Consider the following 12,714-nt stretch of genomic DNA (forward strand, 5'->3'; position numbering starts at 1 on the left):
GTTAATATTAATAAATTTGCATAGAAACATTTTTTAGGATTTTTTAAAAATTATACGTGATCGGCATGAGAAAACTACTTTGGTGGTTAATTGCAGGCTCAACCGGAGGGCCTAACCGTGCTAAAATTATAATGACACTGCATAAAAGACCATCAAATGCTAATCAACTTTCAGAAAATCTAAAATTAAATTATAAAACCGTAAGGCATCACTTAAAGATTTTAGAAGAAAACGATGTTATCACCACTACAGGTAAGAAGAAATATGGTGAAATATATTTTCTTTCAGAAAAGATGGAAGAAAACTATGATACTTTTAAGGATATCTGGAATGAATTGGAATAAATAGAGCACTAAATTAAAAGGGGTTTGAAGATGCAAATAGGAAATTTTGAAACAATCAAATTATTAATCTATATAACCGCCATAGTGGGAATAGCTAATGTTAGCTTATTGTTATTATTATTAAAATCCTATTGGAGAACATATAAAGAATTGAAATCTGAATTTACCATAGGACTTTTATATTTTTCAACATTTTTACTTCTTCAGAATATCATAACCACTGTTTTTATCACTTTACAATTAATATTAATTCCTTTTTCATCTGTATTAGAGATTCGTGGGCCTCATTTACCTTTATTTTTAATCAACTTAGTCCAGTTAGTTGCCTTATCTATACTCTTTAAGATCACCAGAAAATAAACTGACCAATAAGATTTGTGCATAATTTGTGCATAATTAATGTTTTATTCTTGCTTAAATTCGGCATAGGACTATATTAGTCCCTTAGTATAGATAGGTTCATGTCTTATTTATCACTAATTCTGAAAAATCCCTTCAGAAATAAAACAAGAAGTTCCCTTGCAATTATCGGGATTGCAATTGGAATAGCGACCATCGTAGGGTTGGGTCTCCTAACTGGTGGTCTAAAAGCCTCCACAGAATCTAAACTCAAAGCAGGGGCAGCTGAAATTACAGTTGTTCAGGCCAACAGTGGAATGGGTATTGTTGGTAGCACTGGTACTATTGATGAGAGTAGGGTGGCGGATATTCAAGAATTAAGCGGCGTTAAAGATGTTGCCGGAGTTTTAACCACAACTTATATGGATTCAAATTCAAGCGGCGGCAGTTTTAGGTCTGGACAGATATTTATCACAGGAATCAATAGTAACAAATTAAATCTTGCCAATATTGAGAGTGTTAACGGAACTATTTTCTCTAACGGAAACACAAATGAGATAATAATGGGTAAAACTGCTTCTGAAAACCTTAATAAAACAGTGGGAGATACCATCAACCTTTTTGGTACTGAATTCAAAATTACGGGAACATTTGAAAGTGGAAATATCATGACGGATAGTGGCATTTTCATGTCATTAGATACACTACAGAGTTTAACCAACAAAACAGGCACAGTCAGTACTATATATGTTAAGATAGCAGACAATGCCAACGTCACAACTGTGAGTAAAGCAATTGACAATGCTTATCCTAATGAACTCTCAGCTTCTTCAGCAGCAGCACAAGCAAACAGAATGAATGAAGCATTAAGTACCATAGATACTGCAACATGGGCAATTTCTCTTTTAGCAATCTTTATCGGTGCAGTTGGAGTTATAAATACCATGATAATGTCAGTTTACGAGAGAACTAGAGAGATAGGGGTTCTAAAAGCTGTGGGTTGGAAAGAACACAGAATACTAGGAATGATACTGGGAGAATCAATAGTTTTAACATTAATAGCAGCTGTTGTTGGTTCAATATTAGGAATAGTAGCTGTAACAGTCGGGTTAATGCTTATTTCAAATGTCGGATCAGTGATTACTCCTGTATATTCAGTGGACTTATTTTTAAGAGCTTTTGCTGTAGCACTATTTGTGGGAATAATAGGTGGAATATACCCAGCATATCGGGCATCAAGGTTACCACCGACTGAGGCGTTGCGTTATGAATAATGAAAATATTATTGAGATTAAAAATCTTAAAAAAAGTTACGACCATGGGAAAATAAAGGCATTAAACGGAATAGACCTAAATGTTCAAAAAGGAGAGTTTGTATCCATAATGGGACAGTCTGGTTCTGGAAAATCAACTTTACTCAACATGATAGGGGCCTTAGACCAGGCGGATGAAGGATCAATACAAGTAGCAGATAAGGATCTTATGAAAACCAAAAACTTGAATGAATTTCGATCAAAAGAAATTGGGTTTGTATTCCAGATGCACAATTTGATACCTAATTTAACTGTCCTGGAGAATGTGCAAATACCTATGTTTGAAAGAAACTTATCATCAACTGAAATGGATAAAAGAGCCAAAAATCTTTTAAAATCAGTGGAACTAGAAGATAGAATGAATCAAACACCCAACAAACTTTCTGGAGGGGAAAGACAGAGAGTGGCCATAGCCAGAGCCTTAGTAAACCATCCATCCATAATACTGGCCGACGAACCAACAGGATCCCTGGATTCCAAGACTGGTGATGTAATCCTAAATTTAATAAAGGATATTCACCAGAAAGAGAATGTAACTTTGGTTATGGTAACCCACGAGGCTTACGTGGCAAATATGGCGGACCGAACAATAACTGTGCTTGATGGGAAAGTTCAAGGAGATAATTAAAAAAATTAACAATGCCAAGATTAATTTTTTTTATCCATTTTTTTTGACTCTAAAAGAATTAATATTTTAGATTAACATGCCACTAATTGAAATTGCAGCAATGGGTTTGTTATTAATCATTGTAACTGTAACTGTGGGAATAGCAAATATATGCTTGTTATTATTGCTTATAAGTTCCTACTGGAAGACTTATAAAAAATTAAAATCTGGATTTACCATAGGACTTTTATATTTTTCATCATTTTTACTTCTTCAGAATATTATGGTAACTAGTTTTATGGCATTTCAATTGTTTTTACCTCCAATTTCTCCATTTGCAGAGGTTCACGGACCAAAATTGCCCTTATTTTTAATTAACATTGTACAGTTAATTGCCTTATTTATACTCTTTAAAATCACCAGGAAATGACCTAACAGTTTTACGGGTTTAATAGTAAGGAGCTATAATTATTAGTAATTAGTACAACATAAAAAAGGTCATGTCATATTTTTCTTTAATACTGAAAAACCCATTCAGAAATAGAACCAGAACTTCTCTGGCAATAGTAGGAATTGCCATTGGAATCGCCACTATTGTGGCATTAGGTCTAATTACTGGAGGTCTTAAAGCATCTACTGAAACTACTCTAAAAGCGGGAGGTGCTGAAATTACAGTTCTCCAAAACAATTCTGGACAGTTCATGAATGGGCGCATTGATGAAAATCGCGTCGATGAAATTAAGGAGATATCTGGAGTTAAGGATACTGCAGGAATTTTAAGAGCCCAGGTTGAAGTACCTGGCGCAGATTTCCCTTTATCTCTAACTGGTATTAAAGTAGAAAAGTTGATCTTGGCCAACATTGACAGTGTCACTGGAACAAAATTTTCTAATGGAAGTCAGGACGAGGTTATAATTGGCAAAACTGCATCTGAAACCCTTAATAAAGGTGTTGGGGATACTATAGTTCTTTTTGGTAAGAACTTCAAAATAACTGGTATTTTTGAAACAGGAAGTTTTATCCAGGATGCAGGGGCCTACATGTCTTTAGATACTCTTCAAAATCTTACCTCAAGGGAGGGAGAAGTTAGTATGATATACGTTAAGATCACCGACAATGCTAACATTACTCAGGTAAGTAAAAGAATTGAAGATGCTTATCCAAATGAATTAACCACCACCACGGCCATGGCCCAGGCCAGCAGAATAAACACAGGATTAAGTGCAATAGACACTGCTACATGGGCTATTTCACTCCTTGCAATTATAATAGGGGGAATAGGCGTTATAAATACCATGATAATGTCAGTTTACGAGAGAACCCGGGAAATCGGAGTTTTAAAAGCAGTAGGATGGAAGGGCCGCAGAATACTGGGAATGATCTTGGGTGAAGCAATTGTATTAACATTAATTGCTGGAGTGGTAGGTACAGTAATGGGTATAATTGCAGTTGAGGTTTTATTGTCCATTTCACCAACTACCAGTTTCATTGAACCGGTTTTTTCTATGGATATATTTATTAGGGCGTTTGGTATTGCTTTTCTTGTAGGTGTTATAGGAGGTTTATATCCTGCTTATCGAGCTTCAAAACTTGCTCCAACCGAGGCGCTGCGTTATGAATGAAGAAAATATTATTGAGATTAAAAATCTTAAAAAAAGTTACGACCATGGAAAAATAAAGGCATTAAACGGAATAGACCTAAATGTTCAAAAAGGAGAGTTTGTATCCATAATGGGACCTTCTGGTTCTGGAAAATCAACTCTACTTAATATGATAGGGGCTCTGGATAAGGCTGATGAAGGATATATTAATGTTGCAGGCATAGATTTAATTGAAACTAATGATTTAAGTGAATTTAGATCAAAAGAGATAGGCTTTGTATTTCAACTTCATAATCTAATACCTAACCTGACTGTTCTAGAGAATGTTCAGATTCCAATGTATGAAGGAAGTTATACCAGTAAAAAAATGGATAAAAGGGCTAAAGAACTTTTAAAATTAGTTGGCCTCGAAGATAAAATAGATCAAATGCCTACCAAACTTTCCGGTGGTGAAAGACAGAGAGTAGCAATTGCAAGAGCGTTAGTGAATCATCCTTCTATAATATTAGCCGATGAACCAACGGGTTCATTGGATTCAAAAACAGGAGATGTTATTTTGGGTATTCTAAAGGATCTCCACAAAAAAGAGAATGTCACTCTGGTAATGGTTACTCATGAGCCCTACGTGGCTGAAATGGCCGATCGAAAGATTAAAGTTCTTGACGGCACAGTGGCGGAATAGTTAAATTGGAGATAACTTAACTAATAAACTTGATAATTGGATCATGATTTAATAAGCTTCAAATCTTTATTTTTACTTATTGTTTATTAAATGAATTTTATTAAATTAATTTTACATTATCCAAAGTATTATAATTCTAAAACTATTAAACAATCTTTTATGGTGATTTAATGAAATTAATAAGATTCGTTAAGGATGGAAAAGAGAAAATCGGAATATTAGAATGTACAACAATAAATGAGATTTCCATTCCAATGATCCAAGCTTTAAACTCAGAAGACCTTTCAAACTTTCAAAAAAAATCTTATAAATTGACTCAAGTCCAAATAAAACCTCCAGTAATCCCTTCTAAGATAATCTGCATTGGCTTAAATTATAAAGACCATGCTGAAGAATTAAACATGGAAATTCCTGAAGAACCAATTATTTTCATGAAACCACCCACATCGGTCATAGCACATTATGAAAAGATTATTTATCCCGAAAAAGTTACCCAACTTGATTATGAAGCTGAAATGGCTGTTGTTATATCCAATAAAGCACATCATGTTAAAGATGATGATGCTAACAATTATATTGGAGGATTCACAGTTTTGAATGATGTAACTGCCCGAGATCTTCAACGTAAAGATATTCAGTGGACTCGTGCAAAAAGTTTTAACACCTTCTGTCCTTTAGGTCCGTGCATCGAGACGGAAATGGATCATTCTAATCAAAAAATTTCCCTAAAACTAAACCACCAACTTAAACAGAATTCCAATACTAAAAACATGATTTTCTCTGTGGAAAGACTAATTGAATTCATATCCCACATAATGACCTTAATGCCCGGTGATATAATAGCAACCGGCACACCTCCAGGGGTGGGTCCCATGAATAGGGATGATGTTGTCCAGGCCGAGGTAGAGGATATTGGAATACTGAAAAATAGGGTTATATGAATTAAACCCGAGATGTAATTTCAAAAAAAAGAATTTTAAAATAACTATTCTATTTTTTTGAATGAGCATAGGGCGTGGGGTACTGGTTTTAATCACTTAAATTTAAATAAAAAAATAAAAACTAATTAGTGATTATTCAATGTATATTGCTGGTTTGTAGGGTAGAGCATTTTTAGATTTGTTCTCAGGGTCATAATCGGGATGTTGATATACTATCACTTCTGCGTCTGCCTCTTTGGATAAAAATTCAAGGGAATCTTTAATAATGGAGTATTCATCTAAACGGCCTACATAGTTTGTTTTGGTAATTTCACGGGCAATTTTCTTGGCGAATTCTGCTATTTCTTTTTTATTGTCATGGACATTCATTTTAATGGATTTACCCATAATCTGTCCAATATCTGGTCTTTTTATTTCATCAGCAATCTCAAAAACATTCCATTTCCAATCAGGGGCAATGTAAATATGGATCTTTTCAGGTTTTACGTCTATTATCTTTTGAATTTCTTTTATATCGTCGGATAAGCTCTGAATAATCTCTTCAGATTTTTGTACCTTTTCATCGATAAGTTCCAGCTTATATTCGGGCCAGGCTGCTTTTGATACCAGATCTTCTCCTTTATATTTGGACCACATCTCTTCACAGGTATGGGGGACAAAGGGTGTCATTAAACGTATCCAGATATTCAGTAGATAGGTTAATGTATCAGTAACTTCATTTAGAATCTTTTCATCTTTTATTTCATGTTTTACACGATATAAGTAATGATCAACATCTTTTTTCATTAAAAAGAGTGCTTCCTGTAATGCTTTACGTGTCTGGAAACCTTCAAGAGCTTTGGTTGAATCTCTTATCCTCATATGTACTTGACTTATTAACCAGGAATTGATTGGTTTAAGATCATTGAATTTAATTTCAAGATTCAGGTCTATTTTGGAACTTTTTAATTCTTCTATTAAATTTCCAAATCCTGAAAACCATTCTAAACGTTTTTTAATACCTTTTACTTCATTTTCACGCCAGTCAAAGTCCTGCCATGGTTCTGCTGAGGACATTAAGAATAATCGCACCACATCTGCGCCGTGATTATTTATGGCATCTTTTAAAAGTATCACATTTCCTTTGGAGGAGGACATTTTATTTCCCTCTAAAAGTCCCATACCAAAAACAACAGCACCTTGGGGCCATTTTTTCTCAGGAAAAATGGCTGAATGATGGAAAAGATGGAATGTTAAATGGTTTCCAATAAGATCTTTTGCAGATAACCGCCAGTCCAGAGGATACCAGTAATTAAATTCGTTTTTTATGTCTTGAAAGAGTTCATCGCTGATTTTATCTGAATATGGGGTGTTAAAATCTAAAAATACATTTTCGAAGAAGTTGTCATCCAGATTTTCAGCATCTATCTTTTTCAAGTATTTTGTAATAGCATAATAAGCCATGTATATGGTTGAATCACTTAATGGTTCTATTATCCATTGAGGATCCCATGGAAGTTTTGTTCCAAGACCTATCCTTCGGGAACAGGCCCAATCCTGCAACCAATCAATATAATATTCAAAATTAGCTTCTACCTCTTCAGGAATTATCTGCATTTGTTTGAGACATGTGTGTGTTTTTTCTTTCCAGTCTAGGTCAGAATATTTCATAAACCACTGATCTTCCATTATTCGAACCACACATTTGCTTCCACACCTACATATTACTGGTCTTTCCGCAAAATCGTGCATTTTATCCCCTTTACCAGATTCAAGGAGTTTTTCAATAATCTCATCACGAGCTTTGCTAACACTTAATCCGTTATAATCAGGGATGTGGTCTGCCATAACTCCTTTTGCATGTTCTAATTTGTAGAGTTCATTGGTGGCTTCTTTAAGTTTCTCATCCTGCTGGTTTTGAACTCCTAATTTAGATATCATGTCCTGAGCAGGATATTGGCCGAAATCTTTGAGTTTAATCACATTCCTTGGCTGAAGATTTTCAACCTTTTTGGTTAAATTATACTTCTCAAGTAGGGCTTGATCTTTTTTCAAATCTTCCAGAGCAATAAAATCAGCAGGGGCATGGCCAGGTACAGAATAAACTACTCCTGAGGCATATTCGGGGTCGACAAATGAAGCAGGTAGTATTACATGTTTTTCCCCCGTGATGGGGTTTATTACATTTCTTCCAATCAAACCGTGGACATCCACTTCTTCTACAATTTCAACATTTTTTTTCTGATGAATCAAATTGTTATAGGCCATTTTACTGATGATCCATTCGTCATCATCAACTTTGACTTTCATATATTCTTCATCAGGGTTTAACCATAGGTTGGTAACACCAAATATAGTTTCTGGACGGAATGTGGCGGGAACCAGATATGCACCGTCAATTTCAAACTTGATAAGTGTTAACTCATTAATTCCTACTCCTTCCCCCTCCAGTAAGTCATGGTCTCCCACCGGGTTTTCGCATTCAGGACAGTACTTAACTGGATGAGCTCCCTTCCTGATTAATCCTTTATCTTTTAAACTTCTAATCTGCCATTCAATGAATTTTTGATATGGGGGGTCTATGGTTTTAAATTCCCTTCTCCAATCAATTGAATAACCCATTTCCTGCATTACATCTTTATATTCACTGCTGAAATAATTTACAATGTAATTGGGGTCGGTGAACTTTTTTAGTTCTTCTTCTGGCACTTTGTGGACGGTTTGGTAAATATCCAAAGTCCATGGATCTTTTCTTTCAATTCTCTTTGCAATCCCTATTACAGGGGCTCCGGTAACATGCCAGGCCATTGGGAAAAGGACATTGTAACCTTGCATTCGTTTAAAACGGGCATAAACATCAGGTACAGTATAAGTTCTGCCGTGTCCAATGTGCATAGCCCCACTGGGATATGGATAGGCCACGGTCACGAACATTTTTTCTCGATTATCTGGATCAGATTCAAATAACTTTTCTTCATTCCATCTTTTTTGCCATTTTTTCTCTATATTGGTATCTGTCAATTCTTCACCACCAGAATCAGCATAACTATGATCAAATTCATCATTTCAATTAAAATTATTTAAGAAGATTTTAAATTTAGTAGTTACAGCTACTAATAATAAGTAAAACTCAGATATCTTATATTTTAACTTCTTAATTTAAATTATTATCCTTAACTTTTGTTGTTTCATTCTATATTAAATGGAAAATGTATCCTTATTAACCAATTTTACCATCTAACCATTTTAAATAATCATCAGACCCTTTTATTATGGGAATGGCCAGTATACACGGAATATCATAACTATGAATACTTTTAACCTTTTCAATAATCTTTTCAACTTTACTGGTATCGGTTTTAGCTATTAACAAGGACTCAGAATCTTCTTCTAAATCACTTTCCCCTCTGTATATGGATTTAATGGAAGGTAAAATATTTGTACATGCAGCTAATCTTTCATCAAGGAGTACTCGTGCTATTTTTTCGGATTCTTCTATTCCTGAGGTTGTAATATATACTAAGACATACATATTTATCACCGTAGCAAAGGTATTTCCGGTAATAATAATTTATGTTCATTTTGTTTAATCATTTTTTTAACTCTAATAACTTCATTTAAAGGAAGATTAAGGGCTTCTGATACTTGTTCTTCTGACAATTTCTGGTCAATCAGCAGGTTTAATAGTTGATCAAGAATATCATATTTAATTCCCAACTCTTCTTCGTCGGTCTGACCGGACCAGAGGCCAGCACTCGGTGCTTTTTCAATTATTTCGTCTGGAACACCAACATAAGAAGCTATTTTTCGTACATGGGCTTTGTAAAGATCACCGAGAGGTAATATATCTACTCCTCCATCACCATACTTGGTGAAATAACCAATCAAAAGTTCTGTACGGTTTCCAGTACCTACAACCAGCCTATTAAGACTATTAGCATGATAGTACAGTATCATCATTCTTGATCTTGCTTTTAAATTAGCAGCAGCTAGTTTATTAGCTTCATGGGGACACATGGTAGGGAAAAGTTTTATTAAGGGATCTATATGAATAATCTCATATTCAATTCCTAGATCTTCTGCTACCTTCTGGGCATGTAAAACATCTTCACTGGAAGTGGTTTCGCTGGGCATTATCAATCCCAGTATCTTTTCTTTTGTCAGCGACTGGGCACAGATATAAGCTGCTGTTGAAGAATCAATACCTCCACTCAATCCTAAAACTAATCCATCTACTTGAGCTTCATCTATTTTTTTTTGTAGAAATTCTATTATTCTTTCAGTAGCTTTTTTTTCATCTATATTCTCTAGTCCTGATTTTCCGTGCATAAAATCACTTTTTAGATTTTAATTGATAAATTTGAGAAATTATGACAATTAATGCAGTTTTTCACCAATACAGTTCCATGATTGATATTCCATTTTATTTTTTACTGGGTGAAATTTCAGTTCCCTTTATATAAATCTATAAGTTTATTATATATGATAATAAGTTTAAAACTGAATATTTATAATGGTATTATACTAGTAATTTCTAAAGCTCATTTTAGACTACTTAACTGATACTAAAAATTTGGAGGTATTAAATGGCATTCAAAGATCTTTTTAAATTCAACAAAGGTAAAACTACATTTGTTTTCATTGGAGGTAAAGGAGGAGTAGGTAAAACTACCATGTCTGCTGCTACTGCCCTTTGGACTGCTCAACAAGGTAAAAAAACGTTGATAATATCCACAGACCCTGCACACTCCCTTGGAGATTCATTTGAAAGAAACATAGGGCACGAACCAACACCTATAAAGGAAAATCTTTATGCTGTTGAAATAGACCCTGAAGTTGCAATGCAGGACTACGAGGCTAAAATGAAGGAACAAGCTGCATTAAACCCTGGTATGGGAATGGACATACTCCAGGATCAGATGGACATGGCTTCTATGTCTCCAGGAATAGACGAAGCAGCAGCTTTTGATAAATTTTTACAGTACATGACCACAGATGAATATGATATTGTAATATTTGATACAGCCCCTACTGGCCACACTCTCCGGTTCCTCTCATTCCCGGAAATGATGGACTCCTGGGTAGGAAAAATGATTAAACTACGAAAACAAATAGGTGGTATGGCTAAAGCCTTCAAAAACATTTTACCATTCATGGGCGATGAGGATGAGGAAGACAGGGCCTTGGAAGATATGGAAGTAACTAAAAAGAAGATAAGAGAAGCCAGAGCCGTCATGGCTGATCCGGATCGTACCTCCTTTAAAATGGTTGTAATACCTGAAGAAATGTCTATATATGAATCTGAAAGGGCTATGGAGGCACTTAGAAAATACAATATATTTTCGGACGGTGTTATTGTAAACCAGATTCTACCGGAAGAGACTGGTTGTGAATTCTGTGAAGCACGTAGAAATTTACAGCAAAAACGTCTTGAAACTATCCATGAGAAGTTTGGAAGACAGTTAATAGCAGAAGTACCACTTCTTAAAGAGGAAGCAAAAGGAATGGACACTCTTAAAGAGGTTGCAAATATTCTTTATGGAGCATCTGATGTTCCACAAATTGAAGGTGATTAATTAATCACAAATTATTACTTTTTTAGAAAAGTTAGGGAGGTATAGTACATGAGAGAAAATCAAAGGAATGCACTTCTGAGTTTAATAGGTGGGATCGGCCTTTTAGTTTTGTTAGGTGGATTGTTTGGATTGTATCCATTTAATTATGGGTTATTAGGTGCTTTTGTTTTTTGGATAATTGCAGGAGTACTGAAAGCTTATTATGGCTGATTTGGGCTGTTATTTATTAAAATAATTATTTTTTAACTTTTTTAAATTTAAAATAACAATTTTAGTGTTTATATGTTAATTAAAGATCTAAATAACTGCAAAAATTTCAAGGCTTTAGATGAAACAATTATATGCGAATTATTACATCCAAAAAACGAAGTTGAAGACTTAAAAATGGAGTTTAGTTTAGCACACGCTATTTTAGAACCAGGAAAATCTTCTCTACCTCACAAAATAAAAAATTCAGTGGAAGTTTATTATATTCTAGAAGGGCAGGGATTGATGCATATTGACCATGAAGAAAATGAGCTAAAAGAAGGTCAAACAGTTTACATACCTCCAGATTCTATACAGTACCTGGAAAACACTGGAGATTCAAAATTAAAATTTTTATGTATGGTTTCTCCGCCGTGGAAACTCGAGAATGAAAAGTTAGTGGGATATTGATTAATATGTCCTTATATTCATAGTTAGCCGTTAAAATTGGTTAATATATAACCATTACACACATGTAACTGAAATCTTCGTTTAACAGATTCTTAAGCGGCGTTTTAATTATTCTTTCGTCATCATAACTTAATCTTTCACATACAGCTACATTTTTTTTGGGATTAACCCCGTTATTCAATAAAAAAGTTACAATTTCATCCATGTTTAAGTTGGGAAGTATAATAGTGGGGTTTCCATTATTTATTAGAGATATTAATTCTTTTGAAACTCCTTTTCCATGGATGGTGATTAAATTTGCATCGTCCCACGGTATTTGTAGTCTGGCAGCACAAAGCTGGATAGAACTAATGCCGGGGATTACTTCAATTTCGATGTTATTTGTAGTTTTAAGCACGGTTTTCAGTAGTCCGGAAAATCCTGGGTCTCCTGTAGAGAGTATACTAACATTCAAACCGTCGTTAACCTTTTTAATACCATATTCAATCATTTCTTTAATATTATTGGCATTTAAATAAACTTTATGAGTTTTTATATCTTCAAATAGATTCAAAGCTCTTTTACTACCAATAACAATGTCTGACGATTCTACGGTATTAACTGCGCTTAATGTCAAATATTCCTTGGATCCCGGACCTATTCCTACTATGTAAAATTTTGACATTTCCATCCTCA

14 protein-coding genes are annotated in these 12,714 nt (G+C 34.5%); 10 read left to right on the forward strand and 4 right to left on the reverse strand.

The genetic code is table 11. The features are described from left to right. Positions 1-65: 65 nt before the first annotated feature. From CIT01_05905 to CIT01_05940, 8 genes are all read left to right on the forward strand, one after another. The gene (locus tag CIT01_05905; protein AXV37763.1) at positions 66-344 is read left to right on the forward strand and encodes a transcriptional regulator; all 279 of its coding nucleotides are present in this window, start codon (positions 66-68) and stop codon (positions 342-344) included. A 30-nt stretch (positions 345-374) separates the two neighbouring features. Continuing rightward, the gene (locus tag CIT01_05910; GenBank protein AXV37764.1) at positions 375-704 is read left to right on the forward strand and encodes a hypothetical protein; all 330 of its coding nucleotides are present in this window, start codon (positions 375-377) and stop codon (positions 702-704) included. A 101-nt stretch (positions 705-805) separates the two neighbouring features. Next, on the forward strand, positions 806-1,957 hold the full coding sequence (locus CIT01_05915) for an ABC transporter permease (protein AXV37765.1): 1,152 nt from the start codon (positions 806-808) through the stop codon (positions 1,955-1,957). Beyond that, entirely contained in the window at positions 1,950-2,624 is a 675-nt protein-coding gene (locus tag CIT01_05920; protein ID AXV37766.1) for a lipoprotein-releasing system ATP-binding protein LolD, read from the forward strand. Before CIT01_05915 ends, CIT01_05920 begins: the two co-directional genes overlap by 8 nt. A gap of 76 nt (positions 2,625-2,700) precedes the next feature. Next, the gene (locus CIT01_05925; protein ID AXV37767.1) at positions 2,701-3,033 is read left to right on the forward strand and encodes a hypothetical protein; all 333 of its coding nucleotides are present in this window, start codon (positions 2,701-2,703) and stop codon (positions 3,031-3,033) included. Positions 3,034-3,103: 70 nt separating this feature from the next. Beyond that, positions 3,104-4,225: an ABC transporter permease gene (locus CIT01_05930; GenBank protein AXV37768.1), complete on the forward strand. Its 1,122-nt coding sequence runs from the start codon at positions 3,104-3,106 to the stop codon at positions 4,223-4,225. Next, complete coding sequence (locus tag CIT01_05935; protein ID AXV37769.1) at positions 4,218-4,886, forward strand: lipoprotein-releasing system ATP-binding protein LolD; 669 nt, start codon at positions 4,218-4,220, stop codon at positions 4,884-4,886. Before CIT01_05930 ends, CIT01_05935 begins: the two co-directional genes overlap by 8 nt. Positions 4,887-5,056: 170 nt before the next feature. Beyond that, positions 5,057-5,827: a hypothetical protein gene (locus tag CIT01_05940; GenBank protein AXV37770.1), complete on the forward strand. Its 771-nt coding sequence runs from the start codon at positions 5,057-5,059 to the stop codon at positions 5,825-5,827. Between the two features lie 132 nt (positions 5,828-5,959). Here CIT01_05940 and leuS read toward each other — a convergent pair whose 3' ends face one another. The 3 genes from leuS to CIT01_05955 form a co-directional block, all read right to left on the reverse strand. Further along, positions 5,960-8,827 (reverse strand): leucine--tRNA ligase, encoded by a 2,868-nt coding sequence (leuS, locus tag CIT01_05945; GenBank protein ID AXV37771.1) that lies wholly within the window; start codon positions 8,825-8,827, stop codon positions 5,960-5,962. Between the two features lie 199 nt (positions 8,828-9,026). Then, the gene (locus CIT01_05950; protein ID AXV37772.1) at positions 9,027-9,338 is read right to left on the reverse strand and encodes a divalent-cation tolerance protein CutA; all 312 of its coding nucleotides are present in this window, start codon (positions 9,336-9,338) and stop codon (positions 9,027-9,029) included. Between the two features lie 5 nt (positions 9,339-9,343). Further along, the gene (locus CIT01_05955; GenBank protein ID AXV37773.1) at positions 9,344-10,135 is read right to left on the reverse strand and encodes an NAD(+) synthetase; all 792 of its coding nucleotides are present in this window, start codon (positions 10,133-10,135) and stop codon (positions 9,344-9,346) included. A 257-nt stretch (positions 10,136-10,392) separates the two neighbouring features. Between CIT01_05955 and CIT01_05960 the strand changes: the two genes are divergently transcribed. Both CIT01_05960 and CIT01_05965 read left to right on the forward strand, forming a co-directional pair. After that, complete coding sequence (locus tag CIT01_05960; GenBank protein ID AXV37774.1) at positions 10,393-11,382, forward strand: arsenic-transporting ATPase; 990 nt, start codon at positions 10,393-10,395, stop codon at positions 11,380-11,382. 282 nt (positions 11,383-11,664) lie between these two features. Continuing rightward, positions 11,665-12,039, forward strand: a complete 375-nt coding sequence (locus CIT01_05965) for a mannose-6-phosphate isomerase (protein AXV37775.1) — start codon at positions 11,665-11,667, stop codon at positions 12,037-12,039. 40 nt (positions 12,040-12,079) lie between these two features. Here CIT01_05965 and cbiE read toward each other — a convergent pair whose 3' ends face one another. Then, a complete protein-coding gene (gene cbiE / locus CIT01_05970) occupies positions 12,080-12,709 on the reverse strand; it encodes a precorrin-6y C5,15-methyltransferase (decarboxylating) subunit CbiE (GenBank protein AXV37776.1) in 630 nt (209 codons plus the stop codon). Positions 12,710-12,714 lie beyond the last annotated feature (5 nt).

The sequence above is a fragment of the Methanobacterium sp. BRmetb2 genome (assembly GCA_003491285.1).
Classification (GTDB): Archaea; Methanobacteriota; Methanobacteria; order Methanobacteriales; family Methanobacteriaceae; genus UBA117.

Excerpts from the sequence above, each read along its gene's own strand:
- CIT01_05950 (AXV37772.1), bottom strand. The coding sequence starts at position 9,338 with ATGTATGTCTTAGTATATATTACAACCTCAGGAATAGAAGAATCCGAA.
- CIT01_05965 (AXV37775.1), top strand. The coding sequence starts at position 11,665 with ATGTTAATTAAAGATCTAAATAACTGCAAAAATTTCAAGGCTTTAGAT.
- CIT01_05955 (AXV37773.1), bottom strand. The coding sequence starts at position 10,135 with ATGCACGGAAAATCAGGACTAGAGAATATAGATGAAAAAAAAGCTACT.
- CIT01_05905 (AXV37763.1), top strand. The coding sequence starts at position 66 with ATGAGAAAACTACTTTGGTGGTTAATTGCAGGCTCAACCGGAGGGCCT.
- CIT01_05920 (AXV37766.1), top strand. The coding sequence starts at position 1,950 with ATGAATAATGAAAATATTATTGAGATTAAAAATCTTAAAAAAAGTTAC.
- CIT01_05915 (AXV37765.1), top strand. The coding sequence starts at position 806 with ATGTCTTATTTATCACTAATTCTGAAAAATCCCTTCAGAAATAAAACA.
- CIT01_05930 (AXV37768.1), top strand. The coding sequence starts at position 3,104 with ATGTCATATTTTTCTTTAATACTGAAAAACCCATTCAGAAATAGAACC.
- CIT01_05940 (AXV37770.1), top strand. The coding sequence starts at position 5,057 with ATGAAATTAATAAGATTCGTTAAGGATGGAAAAGAGAAAATCGGAATA.
- CIT01_05910 (AXV37764.1), top strand. The coding sequence starts at position 375 with ATGCAAATAGGAAATTTTGAAACAATCAAATTATTAATCTATATAACC.
- CIT01_05960 (AXV37774.1), top strand. The coding sequence starts at position 10,393 with ATGGCATTCAAAGATCTTTTTAAATTCAACAAAGGTAAAACTACATTT.
- CIT01_05935 (AXV37769.1), top strand. The coding sequence starts at position 4,218 with ATGAATGAAGAAAATATTATTGAGATTAAAAATCTTAAAAAAAGTTAC.
- cbiE (AXV37776.1), bottom strand. The coding sequence starts at position 12,709 with ATGGAAATGTCAAAATTTTACATAGTAGGAATAGGTCCGGGATCCAAG.
- CIT01_05925 (AXV37767.1), top strand. The coding sequence starts at position 2,701 with ATGCCACTAATTGAAATTGCAGCAATGGGTTTGTTATTAATCATTGTA.